We start from the raw sequence: 18,465 nt of genomic DNA, 5'->3' as shown, positions 1-18,465 counted from the left end.
TCCGCAAATACAAGGAGTAAGACATGGTCCACCTGGTCCAGGGCGCAGTCGTGTTGTCCAAGGATGCCCCCGTCACACTGCAAACTGTAAGGGTGCCGGACCCCGGCCCCGGCGAGGCGCTGGTGGACATCCTCACCAGCGGCGTGTGCCACACCGACCTGCACTACAAACAGGGCGGCATCAGCGACGACTTTCCCTTCCTGCTGGGCCATGAAGCCACCGGCGTGGTCAGCGCGGTGGGCCCGGACGTGAGCAATGTTGCACTGGGCGACAGGGTGGTGCTGAATTGGCGGGCCGTGTGCGGCACCTGCCGAGCATGCGCCAAGGGTCAGCCGCAATACTGCTTCAATACGGCCAATGCCACGCAGAAGATGACGTTGGAGGACGGCACCCCGCTGACTCCTGCCCTCGGCATTGGCGCGTTCATTGACAAGACCCTGGTCGCCGCGGGGCAATGCACCAAGGTGGATGCCGACGTTGATCCCGCCGCCGTCGGCCTGCTGGGCTGCGGCGTCATGGCGGGCATCGGGGCAGCCATCAACACGGGCGGGGTCAAGCGCGGTGACTCCGTGGCCGTGATCGGCTGCGGCGGCGTGGGTTCCGCAGCCGTTGCCGGCGCCGCCCTGGCCGGTGCCACCACCATCATCGCCGTGGACCGGGACCCGCGAAAGCTGGCAACGGCAAGGAAACTCGGCGCCACACACACGGTCGACTCGGCCTCAGAGGATGCAGTGGCGGCCATCCGTGGACTCACGGGCGGATTCGGCGCCGACGTGGTGATTGACGCCGTGGGACGTCCCGAGACGTACCGGCAGGCGTTCTACGCCCGCGACCTGGCCGGCACGGTGGTGCTGGTGGGCGTGCCTGCACCGGAGATGCTCCTGGAGCTGCCCTTGCTGGACGTGTTTGGGCGCGGTGGCTCCCTCAAGTCCTCCTGGTACGGGGACTGCCTCCCGTCCCGTGACATTCCAATGCTGATCGAGCTCTACAAACAGGGCCGCTTGGACCTTGACACATTCGTCAGCGAACGAATCACCATCAACGACATTGATGCCGCGTTCACCAGGATGGGGCAGGGTTCCGTGCTTCGATCAGTCGTAGAACTCCAAGCCCGGCCCCAGACGGACCTCAGCTCTCCGTAAGCAGTTTTGCGTGGCGGGCGTAGACGGCCAGCACGGCTGCCTCCACGGCGTCCACGGTGATGCCCGGGACCAAGTCTTCCGCCGCCCCGGCGGTGTGCGGGTCCCATTCCAGGCCCAGGGCGCTGTAGGTATCAACGAGCACATCCCGGATGGGTGCAGAATTTTCCACCACAATCACCGAGCTGAACAGCCAGGCCCCTGCCACGACGCGCTGGGCCGTGCCTGCCAGCTTGAGGGCGCCCTCCAGACCCCTGCCAGGCCCGGCCGCGGGCCCGGGAACCCGCCCGAACACGCTGAACTCGCCGGGGCAGTACTCGCCGGGAATTTCCCCTACGCCTGCGTCAAGCCCCAGTGAGCGCAGTGCCTCCGTGAACAGTTCACCAAAAAAGCCAAACCTGGCCTTGGCGCCCGCAATGGCGTCCGCCTCGGGCTGGATGTGGTCCACCACCAGCGTGCCCTCGTGGTAGGCCGCAGCCCTGCCGCCTGCCCGCCGCACGGCCGGGACGAACCCGCGGGCTGCGGCTGCACGGGCGGCCTTGGCGTAGCCCGGCAGGCGGGTGTCTCGCTGGCCAAATGCGACGGTGGGCTGGGGGCGGTAAAGGCGCAGCATGGCCGGCCGCGCCCCGCTGCGGACCTCTGACAGCAGGTCCAGGCCACGATTGAGGTCGGCCCCGGCACCCAGGGTCTCCTGCTGCCTGTGGACCACGAGTGAGGCGGCCATCAGGCCGGGGCTGTCTGCTGTCATTTGGCGTCGGGAATGGGGCGGACCGTCAGGATCTGTTCGGAACGGCCGAACGGGCCCTTGATGTCGTGCAGGACGGATGATGTCAGCCCGACGCCGTCCGCCGCAAACGTCACATGCGTCTCCAGGCCAAGCCACTCACCCACAGGTTCACGGTGCACGTGGACGGACAGGTCCACGTTGGGGAACATGTAGCCTCCCGGTCCCGGCACCACCCGTGCTGAAATGCCGTTGGCACTGTCCACCAGCCCGAGGAGGCGGACCAGCGGGGACGTGGGAACGCCGTCGAGCATGGAATAGGGGCTGCGCAGCCATGCCCGGCCGCGGCCCGGGCGGTGCCCTGGTTCGACCCTGCCCTCAAGGCTCCTGATGAAGCCGCCTGGCCAAATCTCCATGCCGTCCCACGGCTCAGCATCATCCGGGCTGCCCATGGAGGGGTCCTCCAGTGCTTCCACGGCCCCGGTATCTCCGGTCTGCAGGCGCCAGGCAGTCACGCGCACGGTGGGGCGGCCGTGCGCGACAAGTTCGGCCTGCAACAGCTCGATCGTCTTGCCGGGGCGCAGCATGGTGGTCTCAATGGAGAAGGGGCCGGCAGGAATCAAGCCCAGGATGTCAAAGTTGAACCGAACCAGCCTCATGCCATCCCGCGGCTGAAACTGCTCCAGCGCGTGCACCAAAACACCTGTCACCGGGGCCATGTGCTGTTCATGGGGGTTCCATGCACCTTGGGTGTGGATGGTGGATTCATAGTCTTCGCCGCCCAAGTGGCGGTAGTACGAGGTGGCCTCAACGGCCGACAGTGAGGTGGATTGGTGCATGCCTAAGACTCTACCTGTTCTCAGGCGCTGCCCACTGGGCCCTCCGGCGCCGTCTGGTTGCCGGCCGGGTTCATGACGGGGTTCATGACCGGGTTCATGACGGGGCAGTCCGCCAGGGCTGAGCTGTCCAGTTTCCTGCGGCGGGCCACCCGGACCAGGTGCAGGCCCAGGACGGCGGCGGCCGCCAACACGGCCAAGGAAATCAACGCGACGGGCGAACCGGCGGCTGCAGCCACGGCAGCGTCAAATGCTGCCAGCCCCACAGTGGCGTAGATGGCCGCCCAGGCCAGGGCGCCCACCACGGTAGCAGGAATGTAGCGTCGCAGCGGCATCCTGGCCAGGCCCGCGGCCATGTTCACGGCCGTCTGCACGCCAATGGTCAAGAAACTCACACTGACGGCTGGCGCACCCCATCGGGCAATCGCCGCCTCGGCGCGGGCCACGGACGGGGACTTCAGGTACTTTTGAAGCCGTGTCTTCCGGCCGCCGGCGGCCACGCCACGGCCGGCCCAGTAGGTGGCATTGGAACGAAGCATCACCACCGCAAACAAGAGCAGGTACGCCCACGCAAAGGGCAGGGAGGCGATCGTGTCCATCATGAGCGCGCCACCCCCTGGGAACAAACGAGAATTCAGCGACAGAAACCTGCGCTAATTTACTCCGTCCATCTTAGCCAACGAACGCGAAGTTCAGCTAATTGCCCGGAGGTGATCCGCACCGCACTGGCGCTGTCGCGGCTGGTGGGCGCGGCGTAGCATCGATAGGGAATGTTCCGCCGCAGGTCCAAATGGGCGGCACGTCCAAATGGGCGGCAAGGCGCGGGAGGCGACGATGGCTGGGTCCGAAATGTCAACCACATGCTGCATCGTGGGTGCCGGGCCCGCCGGCATGATGCTGGGCTTGCTGCTGGCCCGGGCGGGCGTAGACGTTGTTGTCTTGGAAAAGCATGCAGATTTCTTTCGTGATTTCCGCGGCGACACCATTCATGCCTCCACACTTGACCTGATAGACCAGCTTGGCCTGAGAGAGGAATTCCTGCGGATTCCACAAAACAGCATCACCACGCTGGATGTCGTAGTTGGGGGGACGCGCCTGACTCCCGTGGACTTCGGCACACTGCGGGGGCCGAACAAGCGCATAGCCCTCATGCCACAGTGGGACTTCCTGGACCTCCTTGCCCAGGAAGGGCGCACACTCGACAATTTCCGCCTGTTGATGGAGACCGGGGCAACGGGGCTGCTCCACGACGGTGCCGAAGTCACCGGCGTGCAGGCTGCGGGCCCCGAGGGCGCCCTGGCAATCGCCGCAGACCTTACGGTCGCTGCCGATGGCCGCGGCTCCACGATTCGAGGGGCGGCCGGCCTGCACCCGAAGGCGCTGGGCGTTCCCATCGATGTCCTCTGGTTCCGCCTGCCCACTCCCCCGTCACCGCCACCGGACACCTTGGGATACCTCCGCAATGGCTCCATTCTCATCACCATCCCCCGCACCGGCTACTACCAGATGGGCCTGCTGATCCCCAAGAACGGCTTCACCACGATCAAGGCCGGCGGGCTGGACGCGTTGAAAGCGCACATCCGCACGAATACGCCATTCCTTGCGGCGGCCGCGGAATCCCTGCGGGACTGGGACCAGATCCGGCTCCTCTCGGTGCAGCTGGACCGCCTCCCGGACTGGTCGGTGCCGGGCCTGCTTTGCATAGGCGATGCGGCCCATGCAATGAGCCCCGTCTTTGGGGTGGGCGTCAACTATGCGGTGCAGGATGCAGTGGCCGCCGCCCGCCTGCTGGCGCCGCCCCTCCTCGCCGGCCTCCCCACGGCCAATGCCATGCGACGTTTCCAGCGCCGGCGCGAGTGGCCGGTGCGCCTGATGCAGCCGCTGCAGGCACAGGTCCACAAACTGCTTGCAGGGGCGGGCGGCGTGGACTCGATGCCGCCGTGGCAGGCACGTCTTGCCACATTGGCGTCAAAGGCAGCCCGGCCCATCACGGCCCGCCTCGTCGGACGGGGTTTCCGGCCCGAGCGGCTCCGCCGGAAAGGCCGAAAGGACCTCCGGAGGTGAGTTAGCGCACATTAACTGATTTAGTACTAGCATCATCACATGACCACTGATGTTCAGACTTCCTACACGTCCGGCACGTCCACGATTCCGCTTCTGGGTGACACCATTGGGGCCAATTTCCTCCGTACTGCCACGCGCTTCCCCGATCGCGATGCCCTGGTGGACATGCCGTCCGGCAGGCGGTGGAGCTACGCCGCACTCAACAACGACGTCGATGCCCTGGCCCGCGGCTTGCTCGCCGTCGGGGTCGGCAAGGGTGACCGGCTGGGCATCTGGGCACCCAACGTCCCCGAATGGGTGCTCATCCAGTATGCGACGGCAAAGCTTGGCGTGATCCTGGTCAATGTCAACCCGTCCTATCGCGCCCACGAATTGAAGTATGCCGTCCAGCAGTCGGGCATGCGCATGATCGTGGCACTGCCCCAATTCGCCGGCTCCGAGTACCAGGCCATGATCGAGCAGGTCCGCCCTGACTGCCCGGAGCTGACGGAGGCCGTCTACATCGGGACGCCTTCCTGGGACGCGCTCGTGGCGGGCGGGAAGGCAGTGGCCAGTGACGCCGTCGAACGCGCCATGGCAGAACTGGGCACCGACGAGCCCATCAACATCCAGTACACCTCCGGGACCACGGGCTACCCGAAGGGAGCCACACTCAGCCACCACAACATCCTCAACAACGGCTACTTTGTGACGGAAACCATCGGGTTCACAGAAGCGGACAGGCTGTGTGTGCCGGTGCCGTTCTACCACTGCTTCGGCATGGTCATGGCCAACCTGGGGGCCTCGACGCACGGGGCGGCCATCGTCATCCCGGCGGCGTCCTTCAATGCAGCGGCCACCCTGCAGGCCGTCCAGTCGGAACACTGCACCGCCCTGTACGGGGTTCCCACCATGTTCATCGCCGAGCTCAACCTGCCCGACTTCGCCACCTACGACCTCTCGAGTCTGCGCACCGGCATCATGGCAGGCTCCCCCTGCCCCGTCGAGGTGATGAAGCGGACCATGACTGAAATGCACATGGAGGGTGTCTCGATTGCCTATGGCATGACTGAGACTTCGCCAGTGTCGATGCAAACCCTGATGGACGACGACGTCGCCCACCGCACGGAGACCGTGGGCCGGGTGCACCCGCACCTCGAGGTCAAGATCGTGGACCCGGCGACCGGGCTGACCGTCCCCCGCGGGACCCCCGGCGAGTTTTGCACGCGCGGATACTCGGTCATGCTGGGCTACTGGAACGATCCCGAAAAGACTGCCGCCGCCATTGATCCGGCCCGCTGGATGCACACAGGCGACCTGGCCGTCATGCTGGAGGACGGCTACACCAACATCGTGGGCCGCATCAAGGACATGGTGATCCGGGGCGGGGAAAACCTGTACCCGCGCGAAATCGAGGAATTCCTGTACCAGCATCCGGACATTGCCGATGTGCAGGTCATTGGCGTTCCCGATGAAAAGTACGGCGAGGAGCTGTGCGCCTGGATCCTCATGAAGCCCGGCACCGAACCGCTTGACCAGGCCGCCGTCGCAGCATTCTGCGAGGGGCACCTTTCCCGGCACAAAGTGCCCCGATACGTGCTTGTCGTGGATGACTTCCCGATGACCGTCACGGGCAAGGTGCGCAAGATGGACATGCGTGAACGGACAGTGGAGATTCTGGGTTTGGGCAGCTAAGCCCCCGGCAGACGGCGCCTCAGCCCGGGCCAGGCGCTCGCGAAGCCCGGGTGCAGCGGCAGCCGGGCGACGCCGTCGGGCTTCACCCATTCCAGCGCCAGGCTTTCCGGGTCGCTGACAATTGCCTCAAACGGCGTCCTTGCCAGCACGGCCACCGTGGTGTAACTCCAGTAGCCGACGTCGAAGACGGAGGTGAACAGCAGCTCCACATTCAGGCGGGGCACACCGGCCTCTTCCCACGCCTCACGCAGGGCGCCGTCCACGGCTGCTTCCCCCTCATGGAGGGCGCCGCCGGGCAAGCCCCACGTGCCGCCGTGGTGTGACCAGATGGCCCGGTGCTGCAGCAGGATTCCGCGGCCGGCGTCGAAAACCAAGAGCCCGGCAGAGCCAAACTTGCCCCAAAACTTTCCCGCCGCCCCGTCCACCCAGGCGTCGCCGGGGTCGCGGGCACCGGTGATGTGCCCCGGGCGCACAACAGCCGCGGCATCCCGGATGAAACGGGCTGCCGCGGCTGTGTCGCCGGCTTCTGCAGGCTCAGGCATGGACAAGGGCTAGAAGTCCCAGTCGTCGTCTTCGGTGTTGACGGCCTTGCCGATCACGTAGGAGGAACCGGAACCGGAGAAGAAGTCGTGGTTCTCGTCCGCGTTTGGGGACAATGCGGAGAGGATGGCAGGGTTCACATCGGTCACGGCGGACGGGAACATGGCCTCGTAGCCGAGGTTCATCAGCGCCTTGTTGGCGTTGTAGTGCAGGAACTTCTTGACGTCTTCGGCCAGGCCGACGGAGTCGTAAAGGTCGTGCGTGTACTGCACTTCGTTCTCATATAGCTCGTACATCAGCTCGAAGGTGTAGTCCTTCAGCTCCGCCTTGCGCTCTTCGGAGAGCCCTTCCAGGCCCTTTTGGTACTTGTAGCCAATGTAGTATCCGTGCACGGCCTCGTCGCGGATGATGAGGCGGATCAGGTCGGCGGTGTTTGTCAGCTTGGCGCGTGATGACCAGTACATGGGCAGGTAGAAGCCCGAGTAGAACAGGAAGGACTCCAGCAGGGTGGAGGCGATCTTGCGCTTGAGCGGATCGTCGCCGTAGTAGTACGACTCTATGATCTGCGCCTTCTTCTGCAGGTTCACGTTCTCGACCGACCAGCGGAATGCCTCGTCGATTTCCTTCGTGGAGCACAGGGTGGAGAAGATCGAGGAGTAGCTCTTGGCGTGCACGGACTCCATGAACGCGATGTTCGTGTAGACGGCTTCCTCATGCGGGGTGATGGCGTCCGGGATCAGCGAGACGGCGCCGACAGTGCCCTGCAGCGTGTCCAGCAGGGTGAGTCCGGTGAACACGCGCATGGTCAGCAGCTGCTCATCCGGAGTCAGGGTGGCCCACGACTGGGTGTCATTGGACAGCGGCACCTTCTCCGGCAGCCAGAAGTTGTTGACCAGGCGGTTCCAGACTTCCACGTCCTTCTCGTCCTCAATGCGGTTCCAGTTGATGGCCACAACGTGGTTCGCCAACTTCAGCTTGTCCGGTGTCATCGTTGCTTCTTTCCTTGTAAAAGTCCTGGCGGCCACGCGGGCCAAGTCAATCTTAAGCCGAAGGCACGACGGCGGAAGGCGCCCGCCGTCGTGCTGTTCAGTTGGGTGGTGCTACAGCATGCAGCTGACGCAACCCTCCACCTCAGTGCCTTCCAGCGCGAGCTGGCGGAGGCGGATGTAGTAGATGGTCTTGATGCCCTTGCGCCATGCATAGATCTGGGCCTTGTTGATGTCACGGGTGGTGGCGGTGTCCTTGAAGAACAGCGTCAGCGACAGGCCCTGGTCCACGTGCTGGGTGGCGGCGGCGTACGTGTCGATGATCTTCTCGTAGCCAATTTCGTAGGCATCGTGGTAGTAGTCAAGGTTTTCGTTCGTCAGGTACGGGGCCGGGTAGTAGACGCGGCCCAGCTTCCCTTCCTTGCGGATCTCAATCTTCGACGCCACCGGGTGGATGGAGGAGGTGGAGTTGTTGATGTAGCTGATCGAGCCCGTGGGCGGGACGGCCTGCAGGTTCTGGTTGTAGATGCCGTGTTCCATGACGGAAGCCTTCAGCTGGCGCCAGTCGTCCTGCGTGGGGATGTGGATGCCGTCGAACAACTCAGCTACGCGCTCGGTCTGGGGAACCCATTCGGCGTCCGTGTACTTGTCGAAGAACTCGCCGGAAGCGTACTTCGACTTTTCAAACCCGGCAAAGGTGGAACCTGTCTCCATCGCGATCATGTTCGAGGCGCGCAGGCAGTGGTAGAGCACCGTGTAGAAGTAGATGTTGGTGAAGTCCAGGCCTTCTTCGGAGCCGTAGTGGACGTGCTCGCGGGCAAGGTAGCCGTGCAGGTTCATCTGGCCCAAGCCAATGGCGTGCGACTGGTCGTTGCCCTTGGCAATGGAGGGCACGGAGCCGATGTGGGACATGTCGGAGACGGCCGTCAGGGTGCGGATGGACGTCTCGATGGTGCTGCCGAAGTCCGGAGAGTCCATGGTCTTGGCAATGTTCAGGGAGCCGAGGTTGCAGGAAATGTCCTTGCCGGTCTCGTCGTAGGACAGGTCGTCATGGTAGCTGGTGGGTGCGGAAACCTGGAGGATCTCCGAGCACAGGTTGCTCATGATGATCTTGCCGTCGATCGGGTTGGCCCGGTTCACGGTGTCTTCGAACATGATGTACGGGTAGCCGGACTCGAACTGGATTTCAGCCAGTGTCTGGAAGAATTCACGGGCCTTGATCTTGGTCTTCTTGATCCGGGCGTCGTCCACCATCTCGTAGTACTTTTCGGTGACCGAGATGTCGGAGAACGGCACGCCGTAGACCTTTTCCACGTCGTACGGGGAGAACAGGTACATGTCCTCGTCGCGTTTGGCCAGGTCAAAGGTGATGTCCGGGACGACGACGCCCAACGACAGGGTCTTGATGCGGACCTTCTCGTCGGCGTTTTCACGCTTGGTGTCCAGAAAGCGGTTGATGTCCGGGTGGTGGGCGTGCAAGTACACCGCGCCGGCGCCCTGGCGGGCGCCGAGCTGGTTGGCGTAGGAGAAGCTGTCCTCGAGGAGCTTCATGACGGGGATGACGCCGGAGGACTGGTTCTCGATCTGCTTGATCGGTGCACCAACTTCGCGGATGTTGGTCAGGGCGAACGCCACGCCGCCGCCGCGCTTGGACAGCTGCAGGGCCGAGTTGATGGAGCGCCCAATCGACTCCATGTTGTCTTCGATGCGCAGCAGGAAGCAGGAAACAAGCTCGCCGCGCTGCTTCTTGCCGGCGTTCAGGAACGTGGGGGTGGCGGGCTGGAAGCGGCCTTCGATGATTTCATCGACCATCTTGATGGCCAGTTGCTCATTGCCGCGGGCCAGGTGCAGGGCGACCATGCACACGCGGTCTTCGTAGCGCTCCAGGAAACGGTTGCCGTCAAAAGTCTTCAGCGTGTAGGACGTGTAGAACTTGAAGGCGCCCAGGAATGTCTCAAAGCGGAACTTCTTCTTGTACGCGTGGTTGTAGAGGTCGCGGATGAAGTTCATTGTGTACTGGTCAAGCGTTTCGCGCTCGTAGTACTCGTTCTTCACCAGGTAGTCCAGCTTTTCTTCCAGGTCATGGAAGAACACCGTGTTGTTGTTCACGTGCTGGAGGAAGTACTGGCGGGCGGCGGCGCGGTCGGCGTCGAACTGGATCTTGCCCTCGGAGTTGTACAGGTTAAGCATGGCGTTCAGCTCATGGTAGCCAAGGCCCTCCCACGCGGCGGGCATGTCCTTTGACGGCTTCACGGCCGAGTCTGCTGCTGAGACAATCGTGTCCAAAATTCTTCCAATCCTTCGTGAACGCGGTCCACGTCTTCCGACGTTCCCATCAATTCAAAACGGTAGAGATGCGGTACTTTGCATTTGACCGAGATAACGTCCCCGGCCAGACAGTAGGTTTCACCAAAATTTGTGTTGCCGGCGCCAATGACGCCGCGGATCAATTCCCGGTTTCCGGAAACGTTGAGGAACTTGATGACTTGCTTTGGGACAGCCCCGTGCCCGGTGTCGCCGCCGTAGGTCGGCAGGACCAGGACAAAGGGCTCAAGGGCTGTCAGGGTCTCTTCATGGGTGTAGAGCGGGAGGCGCGCTGCATCCATGTGAAGCTTTTCAACAAACCGGTGGGTGTTGTCGGAGATGGAGGAAAAGTAGACCAGGCTGCTGGAGGTGGGCCTTCCGGTTTCCCGGTTCACAGCTGGTTTCGCTGCAACGGCTGACATGGTCTTCGCTTCCTGCGCTGCTTGAATACTTTTACATGGTCCTGCTGTTGTGGAGCCGACCATTTGACGGTCAGCCCCACTTTTGTGCATGTGCTGCACGTGAAATTTTTTTCTGGCCGGTTTCATTCCCGGCCGAAAGTCATGCTACGTAGGACGCAGCATCCTGGCCGATGGCGGCAATTTTGTCCGGGCGGAACCCGGACCAGTGGTCGGCATCCGTAATGACAACAGGGGCCTGTTGGTATCCGAGGCTGAGCAGGCGCTCAAGTGCGGCAGGATCTTCGGTGATGTCCACGCTCTGGTAGGCGATGCCCTTCTTGTCCAATGCCCGGTACGTGGCATTGCACTGCACGCACGCTGGCTTGGTGTAAACCGTTACGGTCATGATCGAGATCCCCTTGTCGTAAATCACTGTCGTCAAACACTGTCTGGAATTAGCATTCGCGTCCCGCACGGACCTGCCCACTGTCGGTGGGGCCTGACAGCTGTTGCTTGCGGCCTCGCCAGCGTTTCAGGTGTTGGCCCGAAGTGCTTGTTTTGATGTACTCGATACTACATGTAGTGATCGACCTCGGGAACGACCCCAACATGATGTATTACAAGTATGTCATTTTATGCACCGGTAGTCCACAGCCTGCAGAGATTAAATGCGCAGAAATCCAGGGCTTAAGCCACCTCTGTCCACAGGCTGTGGAGGAGTTAACCACTTAATTTTGAACGGCGTGTCGGCCGGCCCCGGCGTGTCGCGGCATGGACCATTGGGAGGCGCGCGAAGGGGCCGCGCGCCTCCCAATGCTTTCACCCGGCGCACGCGGCATATGCTTGCTGGACGAGCCGGTGCGGCGGGACCTCGGTGCGACAAGGAGCATGCAGTGATCAATCCGATCCACCTCAAGACCCTGATGGAGGTGGTCCGCCGCGGCTCCTTTGCCGCAGCGGCCACCGCCCTGGGATATACGGCGTCGGCCGTTTCACAGCAAATGTCAGCCCTGGAGCGCGACGCCGGCGTGACCTTGTTCCACCGTTCAGCACGCAGCGTGCTTCCCACGGACGCCGCCATGGTGATGAGCAGGCACGCTGCCAAGGTCCTGACGGACATTGACGCCCTGCTGGCAGCCAGCACACGCACGGAACACGGCACCAGCCAGGAACTGCGGCTGGGCATTTTCCCCTCGCTGGCAACCTATGTCCTCCCCCGGTTGATGCGCAGCGCCGATTGGCCCGCACTGGGAATCAACCTTCATGTCTCCGTCGGTGAACCGCAACAGACCATTTCAGGGCTGCGGATTGGCGGCGAGCTGGATGTGGCCCTCGTCTACCAAGTGGGCCAGTCCGGCCTGGCCTGGCCGCACACCGTCAATCGCCAGTGGGTGGGCGACGACAACTTCAGGGTGGTCCTGCCCAAGTCGTGGGGGATCCGCCCCGGGGCGAAAATTGCTGCCGCCCAGCTGTCCGACATGCCCTGGATCATGCACCACCCGGGCACCAGCGACGCCACCGTCATCGAACGGCTGTTTGCAAGCTGCAACCTCCACCCCCGGGTTGCCGCCTACAGTGACGACTTCAATGCCAGCCTCCAGCTGGCCTCTGTTGGTTTGGGAGCCGCGCTTGTTCCGGAGCTGGCACTGACGCACCGCCCGGAAGGCGTGGTGGTGCTGGACGTGCCGGAAATTCGCCTGGCCCGCAATATCTTTGCCCTGCTGCTCAACGACAGGCGCACAGCCCGGATTGAGGTGTTCATGGACAAGCTGTCCGGGATTTTGGGCGAAACCACCCGTTCCAGTTCCCTGGACTCACCCTCATGAGCGTCCATTTCCGCGTCGAGACCGACTCCAACCTGCCGCTGGAGCTCCTGTTCCGCCGGTCATTGAGCGTCGACGAACATGTCGCCTCCATGGCAGCCTCCGGCGAGCGCGCCGTGGGCGGGGTGACAGCCGGCCAGATCGCGGCGGGCCAGACGGTCACATGGAAGGCCCGCCATTTCTGTGTCCGTTTCAGCATGACGTCGCTGGTGACGGAGGTGGACCATCCACGGCGATTTGTGGATCACCAGGTCAAGGGCCCGTTCTCGTCTTTTCACCACATCCACACCTTCGAGCCCTCAGCCGCCGGGACCCTGATGGTCGATGAAATTGCGTTTGCAGCGCCCTTTGGAATGCTCGGGCGGATCGCGGAACGATTGGTCCTGGCGCGCTACCTGCGCCGGCTCATCATTCGGCGCAATGAATATCTCTGCCGCCCCCGTAGCGGAAGCGGCTACCCGGGCCTTGGCCCGTCGGCTGAAGAACCTGGACCGTCCGATGCGCCGCGCGAGGGCAGCACCGTCCGCCGTGCCTTTCCCGGCAGGACCGGGCGGGATGCATTGTAGCTGTGTCCCGTCGGGGTCCGGATCACCGTGCCGGGGCGGCCGCCGGGACCCTGAACGGCCTCGCTGCTCCACCCGGGCACTTCCTTGGCGAGGTTGCAGCGCTGGCAGAGTCCCTGCCCGTTGCCAATGGAGGTGGGCCCACCCGAAATGAAGGACTTGACGTGGTCATAATCCCGAATGGGTGCGCCACACCATGGGTTGGCGCAAAGCTGGTCCTGGTCGAACAGGAACCGCTTCATGGTGTCAGTGAAGAGCCTGCTTCTGGAATCCATCGACATGAGCGCGTTGGATTCCGGGTGGGTGTACAGCCGCCTCAACCATACCTGCGCCTGTCCTGCGGTGCTGGTGAGCAGCTCTCGACCCGCAGGGGCCGGGATGGGACTGAAACCTGTGAGGACGGCGGGATCGGTGGCGCCGTCAAACAGCGCCCTGTCCGTCATGATGAGATCCAGGTGGATGTCAGCTTCCGCCGCCGTGAGGCAGCCGACGGCGTCGGAATCCGCATCCGCACCGGCACACGGCAGGTGGGTGCGCAGCCTGTGCGTGAGCACATCCGCCATCAATTGCCCCTTGGTGCGCTTGTCCCCGGCGCTCCGCGCAGATTCGGCCACGACGGTCAGCGACTTCAGGACGGCAACACCATGTTTGAGGGGCAGCAGCGCCCTCAGCTCAGCCATCCCGTCCGCCACGGGCTTGAGCCCGACGTGGCGTTCCGACTCCGCTTTGCGCAGCCGCTTGGTGAAGGCTTCACTGTCCAACTCGTACGCCATGTGCTTGACGGCGGCGTCAAGTTCCTTGTCCCCCATGCCTTCAAGGGTGTCGGGGTCACCGGAAATTGCCTGATCAACAGCCGCCCGCTGTTCACGGGTAAGGAATTCCGTGCCCGACTCAATGATTGCAGCCCGGCGCTCCGTTAGAACACCGTTCGAACACGCCTCAAGCGTTAGCGGCATTTCCCTGACTATCCGCGTGGCCGAGGCCATGTGCCGCCCGGCAGTCCACTGTGACTCGCGGCGTGCCAGCGCCACGGCCAGCACGGTTCCCCTGCCCAGGGCACTCCCCCGCACTCCGGCCCGCACCTGACGGGTGCGCTCGACAACTTCGAACAGGACCTCGGCCTTGGCCTGGGCTGCAGAAGCAGCGTTCTTGACATTTTCCAGCTCCCGTATGGCGTCGATGAGAGCCGCACCCGCCGCCTGGACGACGTCCCGGACCCGTCCGTCCACGGCCACGGGATCCCCTGGACGTGCACCGGAGGCCAGTTCGGCGGCCTCGGCGAATTGCTGCTCGGCGAGATCCAGCAGGGTGGTTCCCAGTTCATTCACCACACCGGAAAGAAAGGACTTGGCCTGTACGGAAACGTCTTCCGCCGAACGGGCCAACGGCCAGCCGTCAGCTGCAAATTCCCCAGGGGCGGCAGGGGCGGCGCCGGGCACCCCACCCCCGCCGCTTTCCTGCAACCACTCAGGCATCGCCACGTCCCGCACCTCCTCCCAACCCTTGCCGGAACTGGCCACGCATGGCAGCCGTCCCGCTTCTTCCCCCATCCTTGCCTACCCGGGAGGCCGTCAAAAGTCCGACTCCACACACTGTGCACAACCACCACCCCGGCTCCCCGTGTGGAGGGACCTTCACCACTTAAAAGCACCACTTAAAAGCACGACGGCGGCGCCCGTCCCTCCAGGGAGAGTCGGGTGCCGCCGTCGTGCTTCAGGCCGCAAAGCCGCGAAGCCGCAATGCCTACACGAGCTGTGCGCGCACTTCCTTGGTCGCGGCGACCAGGTTCCGCAGGGACTCTTCGGTCTCGGCGTAGCCGCGGGTCTTCAGGCCGCAGTCGGGGTTGACCCAGAGCTGGCGGGCCGGCACGTGCTGGACGGCCGTGCCCAGCAGCTCGGTCACCTCGGCCTGGCCGGGGATGCGCGGGCTGTGGATGTCGTAGACGCCCGGGCCCACGCCGCGGCCAAAGCCGTGCGTTTCCAGGTCGTTGACAACCTCCATGCGGGAGCGCGCGGCCTCGATGGAGGTGACGTCGGCATCCAGTCCGTCGATGGCGTCAATGATGACGCCGAATTCGGAGTAGCACAGGTGGGTGTGGATCTGCGTGCCGTCGCCGGCGCCCGCCGTGGCAAGGCGGAACGAATTCACGGACCAGTCCAGGTAGGCGGGCTGGTCGGCACGGCGCAGAGGCAGCAGTTCGCGCAGGGCCGGCTCGTCCACCTGGATGATCTTGATGCCTGCGGCTTCCAGGTCGGCAATTTCATCGCGCAACGCCAGGGCCACCTGGTTTGCCGTGTCTCCCAGGGGCTGGTCGTCGCGGACAAAGCTCCAGGCCAAGATCGTGACCGGGCCGGTCAGCATGCCCTTCATGGGCTTCTGCGTCAGCGACTGCGCAAATTCGGCCCATTCCACGGTGATGGCCTTCTCCCGGGTGACGTCGCCCCACAGGATGGAGGGGCGGGTGCAGCGGCTGCCATAGGACTGGACCCAGCCGTGGACGGTGACGTCGAAGCCTTCCAGGTTCTCGGCAAAGTACTGGACCATGTCGTTGCGCTCGGGCTCGCCGTGGACCAGCACGTCAAAATCGAGTTCCTCCTGCAACTCCACCACGCGCTTGATTTCGTCCTTCATCAGCTGCGAGTATTCCTCGCCCGTGATGGCACCCTTGTTGGCCCGGGCCCGTGCGCTGCGGATTTCGCTGGTCTGGGGGAAGGAGCCGATGGTGGTGGTGGGCAGGGGCGGCAGGTGGAGTGCCTGTTCCTGGGCCGCCTCGCGGACTGCGTAGGCTGAGCGGTTGAAGTCCGCCGTGGTCAATGCGGCCAGCCGGGCACGCACCTCGGGGCGCTTGACGCCGGCAGCTGCGGCCCGGGAGGCAATGACGGCAGTCGCCTCGGCAATCGCGGACGCGGACGACGCCGGGTCCCCCAGGTAGGCGGCCAGCGTCACCACTTCGGTGGCCTTCTGGTCGGCAAAAGCCAGCCAGCTGCGCAGTTCCGCGGGAAGCTGGGCTTCCTCGGCAGCGTCGTGGGGAACGTGCTGGGTGGAGGTGGAGGTGGAGACTGTAACGTTCAGGCCGGCAGCCTTCAAAACGTCCAGGCGCGCGGCGGAAGCGGCCAGGTCGTTGCGCCAGATGTTGTGCCCGTCGACCACGCCGGCCACCACGGTCTTGCCGGCCAGCAGCGCCAGCTCGGCCGGGGAGGGCAGGGCACCCTTGAACGCGTCAATGTGGAGCGCCTCGATGGGGGCCTGCGCCAGCGTCGGCAGCAGCTCCGTGAGGGCGCCAAACGGCGTGGAGACCAGGATGGCGGGGCGCTCGCCGTCGGCCGCGAGCACGGAGTAGCTGCGGGCCACGGCGGCTTGGAGTTCGGCCGTGGGAATGTCCTGGTCGGCAACAAGCGCCGGCTCGTCCAGCTGGATCCAGGTGGCACCTGCGGCGGCCAGGCGTGAAAGCAGTTCCGCGTAGACGGGCAGCACGTCCTCGAGGCGGGAGAGCGGGTTGAAGCCGGCCGGCGCGTCGTCGGAGGCCTTGCTCAGCAGCAGGAACGTGACCGGGCCCACCAGATAGGGGCGCGTTTCAACACCGTTGGCCAGGGCATATTCAAACTGCTCCACAATGCGGTTGGAGGTGGCGGCGAAGTTGGTTTCCGGCCCAATTTCAGGCACCAGGTAGTGGTAGTTGGTGTCAAACCACTTGGTCATTTCCAGCGGCTGCACCTCGGCGGAGCCGCGGGCCAGGGTGAAGTAAGCGTTGAGGTCCAATTCACCGGCGGCGTTGCGCAGCGCACCGAAGCGGGCCGGTTCAGCTCCGAGGTGGGTAATGGCATCCAGCACCTGGTCATAGTAGGAAAACGTGCCAGGGACCGCTGCGGCGTCGGTGAGGCCAAGTTCCACCAGGCGGCGGGCGGTGCCAAGCTGGATTTCCTTCGCTGCGGCGTCCAGGGCGGCCTCGTCAATGCGGCCGGCCCAGAAGGATTCAACGGCCTTCTTCAGTTCGCGGCGGCGGCCGATGCGCGGGTAGCCAAGGAGGGATGCTGCGGGGAATGCGGGGGTGTTCGACATGGGATTCCTTAGGGTTTGTTTCTTGAAGAGTGGTTGCAATGACCAGGCCGGAGCCTAGGCCTGCACAAGTTGGGGGGACGGCGTACGCCGGGCCACGGCGGGCCGTCCGGGACGCAGCAGCTGCAGCTTGTCCAGGACCTCCAGCGCGGCGGCGTGTTCGTTGAAGGTGTACAGGTGGATTCCGGGTGCCCCGGCGTCCAGCGCCGCACGGGCCAGGTCCACCGTGGCTGCCACGCCGATGCGGCGCGAGGCGGCGGAGTCGTCCGCGCGCCCCAGGGCGTCCAGCAGGGCAGGGGCGGGCTCGACGCCGGTCAGCTCGCCCAGGCGCTGCACGCGCCGCAGGCTGGTCAGCGGCATGACGCCGGGGATGATGGGGATGCTGACCCCGGCCCTGCGTGCCCGTGCCACGAGGGACTTGTATTGGTCCGCATGGAAGAACACCTGGGTGATGGCGAAGTCGGCGCCGGAACGCTGCTTGGCCAGGAGCACTTCCACATCGTGCTCTATGGACGGTGATTCGGGGTGCTTGGCCGGGTAGGCGGCCACACCAATGGCCACCCTGCCCGCGCACAGCAGGGCCGAGCGGCGCTGTTCCACGCGGCGGACCAGTTCAATCAGGTCCTGCGCGTATGTGAGCGATCCCCGTTTCGGCGCACCGGATGCGTCCTTGGGGAGATCCCCACGCAGGGCCAGGATGCCGCGCACCCCGTGGTCCAGCAGCTCGGAGATGATTCCGGCCAGTTCCTCCGCCGTGTTGCCTACGCAAGTCAGGTGGGCCAGGGGGCGCAGGGTGGTTTCGGACAGCAGTCGGTGGAGCAGTTCCACGGCCGTGTCGCGGTTGCTGCCGCTGGCCCCGTAGGTGACGGAGACGTAGTCGGGATTGGTGGTTTCCAGCTCGCGGATGGTGGCCCACAGGGAGGCAGATGCCGTCTCGTTGCGTGGCGGAAACAATTCATAGGAAAGCGCGGTGGGCGCCGCTCCCCCGGAAAGCGGGGTCGGCTGCAGGGGTCTGGGTGGGGACATTTGCTGATCCTTGGCGATGGGTCGCCCCGCGCGTCGCGGGCAATGGTGCACCCGGCGGCAGGACAAGTTTTCTTGGAGGCGGCGATTGACACCCGCGGAGCCGTCAGGGACGGCCCAACGCTGGCGTTCCGCTGAGCAAATGTCAGGCCCACATGGGGGCACCCACACCCCCGAACAATGGAGGTCGCTGACACACGTTGAGGAACTAACGTGCTTCAAACTTTACGCATGCCCCCACACGACCGGCAAGCCGGCACCGAATTGAGACGCAAGTTTTACGGATTGTTTCAGTCGATTTGAATGACTGGCACGCTTTCTGCTGGCCGTGG

General features: G+C 64.4%; 16 protein-coding genes. 5 read left to right on the top strand and 11 right to left on the bottom strand.

Going from position 1 to position 18,465, the window contains the following annotated elements; all coding sequences use genetic code 11:
• Positions 1-23 precede the first annotated feature (23 nt).
• Entirely contained in the window at positions 24-1,142 is a 1,119-nt protein-coding gene (locus G6N77_RS03210) for an S-(hydroxymethyl)mycothiol dehydrogenase (RefSeq protein ID WP_165180568.1), read from the top strand.
• Here G6N77_RS03210 and G6N77_RS03205 read toward each other — a convergent pair.
• The 3 genes from G6N77_RS03205 to G6N77_RS03195 are packed head-to-tail and all read right to left on the bottom strand — an operon-like array spanning position 1,129 to position 3,301.
• Complete coding sequence (locus G6N77_RS03205) at positions 1,129-1,887, bottom strand: lipoate--protein ligase family protein (RefSeq protein WP_240901638.1); 759 nt, start codon at positions 1,885-1,887, stop codon at positions 1,129-1,131. The two genes, G6N77_RS03210 and G6N77_RS03205, sit on opposite strands and share 14 nt — an antisense overlap.
• Complete coding sequence (locus G6N77_RS03200; protein WP_165180567.1) at positions 1,884-2,702, bottom strand: thioesterase family protein; 819 nt, start codon at positions 2,700-2,702, stop codon at positions 1,884-1,886. The genes G6N77_RS03205 and G6N77_RS03200 overlap by 4 nt, the downstream gene beginning before the upstream one ends.
• A gap of 20 nt (positions 2,703-2,722) precedes the next feature.
• Positions 2,723-3,301 carry a DedA family protein gene (locus G6N77_RS03195; protein WP_240901637.1) on the bottom strand — a complete coding sequence of 193 codons (579 nt, stop codon included), beginning with the start codon at positions 3,299-3,301 and terminating at the stop codon, positions 2,723-2,725.
• Between the two features lie 247 nt (positions 3,302-3,548).
• Between G6N77_RS03195 and G6N77_RS03190 the strand changes: the two genes are divergently transcribed.
• Complete coding sequence (locus tag G6N77_RS03190; protein ID WP_240901636.1) at positions 3,549-4,763, top strand: FAD-dependent oxidoreductase; 1,215 nt, start codon at positions 3,549-3,551, stop codon at positions 4,761-4,763.
• A gap of 39 nt (positions 4,764-4,802) precedes the next feature.
• Positions 4,803-6,437, top strand: a complete 1,635-nt coding sequence (locus tag G6N77_RS03185) for an AMP-binding protein (RefSeq protein ID WP_165180565.1) — start codon at positions 4,803-4,805, stop codon at positions 6,435-6,437.
• Here G6N77_RS03185 and G6N77_RS03180 read toward each other — a convergent pair.
• The 5 genes from G6N77_RS03180 to nrdH all read right to left on the bottom strand — a co-directional run bounded on the left by G6N77_RS03180 (position 6,434) and on the right by nrdH (position 11,074).
• A complete protein-coding gene (locus G6N77_RS03180; RefSeq protein ID WP_165180564.1) occupies positions 6,434-6,979 on the bottom strand; it encodes an NUDIX domain-containing protein in 546 nt (181 codons plus the stop codon). The two genes, G6N77_RS03185 and G6N77_RS03180, sit on opposite strands and share 4 nt — an antisense overlap.
• Before the next feature lie 9 nt (positions 6,980-6,988).
• Positions 6,989-7,966, bottom strand: a complete 978-nt coding sequence (gene nrdF / locus G6N77_RS03175; RefSeq protein WP_165180563.1) for a class 1b ribonucleoside-diphosphate reductase subunit beta — start codon at positions 7,964-7,966, stop codon at positions 6,989-6,991.
• A gap of 111 nt (positions 7,967-8,077) precedes the next feature.
• Entirely contained in the window at positions 8,078-10,198 is a 2,121-nt protein-coding gene (nrdE, locus tag G6N77_RS03170; protein ID WP_165180629.1) for a class 1b ribonucleoside-diphosphate reductase subunit alpha, read from the bottom strand.
• Between the two features lie 14 nt (positions 10,199-10,212).
• Positions 10,213-10,689: a class Ib ribonucleoside-diphosphate reductase assembly flavoprotein NrdI gene (gene nrdI, locus G6N77_RS03165; protein ID WP_165180562.1), complete on the bottom strand. Its 477-nt coding sequence runs from the start codon at positions 10,687-10,689 to the stop codon at positions 10,213-10,215.
• 139 nt (positions 10,690-10,828) lie between these two features.
• The gene (gene nrdH / locus G6N77_RS03160; protein WP_165180561.1) at positions 10,829-11,074 is read right to left on the bottom strand and encodes a glutaredoxin-like protein NrdH; all 246 of its coding nucleotides are present in this window, start codon (positions 11,072-11,074) and stop codon (positions 10,829-10,831) included.
• A gap of 487 nt (positions 11,075-11,561) precedes the next feature.
• Between nrdH and G6N77_RS03155 the strand changes: the two genes are divergently transcribed.
• Both G6N77_RS03155 and G6N77_RS03150 read left to right on the top strand, forming a co-directional pair.
• On the top strand, positions 11,562-12,494 hold the full coding sequence (locus tag G6N77_RS03155) for a LysR family transcriptional regulator (RefSeq protein WP_165180560.1): 933 nt from the start codon (positions 11,562-11,564) through the stop codon (positions 12,492-12,494).
• Positions 12,491-13,057 carry an SRPBCC family protein gene (locus tag G6N77_RS03150; RefSeq protein WP_306986688.1) on the top strand — a complete coding sequence of 189 codons (567 nt, stop codon included), beginning with the start codon at positions 12,491-12,493 and terminating at the stop codon, positions 13,055-13,057. The genes G6N77_RS03155 and G6N77_RS03150 overlap by 4 nt, the downstream gene beginning before the upstream one ends.
• Here the strand turns inward: G6N77_RS03150 and G6N77_RS03145 are convergent.
• From G6N77_RS03145 to G6N77_RS03135, 3 genes are all read right to left on the bottom strand, one after another.
• Positions 12,946-14,529 carry an HNH endonuclease gene (locus G6N77_RS03145; protein ID WP_165180559.1) on the bottom strand — a complete coding sequence of 528 codons (1,584 nt, stop codon included), beginning with the start codon at positions 14,527-14,529 and terminating at the stop codon, positions 12,946-12,948. The two genes, G6N77_RS03150 and G6N77_RS03145, sit on opposite strands and share 112 nt — an antisense overlap.
• A 268-nt stretch (positions 14,530-14,797) precedes the next feature.
• Positions 14,798-17,113 carry a 5-methyltetrahydropteroyltriglutamate--homocysteine S-methyltransferase gene (metE, locus tag G6N77_RS03140; RefSeq protein ID WP_165180558.1) on the bottom strand — a complete coding sequence of 772 codons (2,316 nt, stop codon included), beginning with the start codon at positions 17,111-17,113 and terminating at the stop codon, positions 14,798-14,800.
• Between the two features lie 54 nt (positions 17,114-17,167).
• Entirely contained in the window at positions 17,168-18,136 is a 969-nt protein-coding gene (locus tag G6N77_RS03135; protein WP_165180557.1) for a methylenetetrahydrofolate reductase, read from the bottom strand.
• Positions 18,137-18,465 lie beyond the last annotated feature (329 nt).

It is taken from the genome of Arthrobacter silviterrae (genome assembly GCF_011045165.1).
In the GTDB taxonomy this organism is placed as follows: domain Bacteria; phylum Actinomycetota; class Actinomycetes; order Actinomycetales; family Micrococcaceae; genus Specibacter; species Specibacter silviterrae.
Note: the sequence above shows the minus strand (reverse complement) of the source record. Positions and strands in the feature narration are given on the sequence as shown.

What these genes read in the sequence shown, in the direction of transcription:
- G6N77_RS03185 (WP_165180565.1), top strand. Translation starts at nt 4,803, where the DNA reads ATGACCACTGATGTTCAGACTTCCTACACGTCCGGCACGTCCACGATT.
- metE (WP_165180558.1), bottom strand. Translation starts at nt 17,113, where the DNA reads ATGTCGAACACCCCCGCATTCCCCGCAGCATCCCTCCTTGGCTACCCG.
- nrdE (WP_165180629.1), bottom strand. Translation starts at nt 10,198, where the DNA reads ATGCCCGCCGCGTGGGAGGGCCTTGGCTACCATGAGCTGAACGCCATG.
- G6N77_RS03200 (WP_165180567.1), bottom strand. Translation starts at nt 2,702, where the DNA reads ATGCACCAATCCACCTCACTGTCGGCCGTTGAGGCCACCTCGTACTAC.
- G6N77_RS03205 (WP_240901638.1), bottom strand. Translation starts at nt 1,887, where the DNA reads ATGACAGCAGACAGCCCCGGCCTGATGGCCGCCTCACTCGTGGTCCAC.
- nrdF (WP_165180563.1), bottom strand. Translation starts at nt 7,966, where the DNA reads ATGACACCGGACAAGCTGAAGTTGGCGAACCACGTTGTGGCCATCAAC.
- nrdH (WP_165180561.1), bottom strand. Translation starts at nt 11,074, where the DNA reads ATGACCGTAACGGTTTACACCAAGCCAGCGTGCGTGCAGTGCAATGCC.
- G6N77_RS03190 (WP_240901636.1), top strand. Translation starts at nt 3,549, where the DNA reads ATGTCAACCACATGCTGCATCGTGGGTGCCGGGCCCGCCGGCATGATG.
- G6N77_RS03180 (WP_165180564.1), bottom strand. Translation starts at nt 6,979, where the DNA reads ATGCCTGAGCCTGCAGAAGCCGGCGACACAGCCGCGGCAGCCCGTTTC.
- G6N77_RS03150 (WP_306986688.1), top strand. Translation starts at nt 12,491, where the DNA reads ATGAGCGTCCATTTCCGCGTCGAGACCGACTCCAACCTGCCGCTGGAG.
- G6N77_RS03210 (WP_165180568.1), top strand. Translation starts at nt 24, where the DNA reads ATGGTCCACCTGGTCCAGGGCGCAGTCGTGTTGTCCAAGGATGCCCCC.
- G6N77_RS03145 (WP_165180559.1), bottom strand. Translation starts at nt 14,529, where the DNA reads ATGCCTGAGTGGTTGCAGGAAAGCGGCGGGGGTGGGGTGCCCGGCGCC.
- G6N77_RS03195 (WP_240901637.1), bottom strand. Translation starts at nt 3,301, where the DNA reads ATGATGGACACGATCGCCTCCCTGCCCTTTGCGTGGGCGTACCTGCTC.
- nrdI (WP_165180562.1), bottom strand. Translation starts at nt 10,689, where the DNA reads ATGTCAGCCGTTGCAGCGAAACCAGCTGTGAACCGGGAAACCGGAAGG.
- G6N77_RS03135 (WP_165180557.1), bottom strand. Translation starts at nt 18,136, where the DNA reads ATGTCCCCACCCAGACCCCTGCAGCCGACCCCGCTTTCCGGGGGAGCG.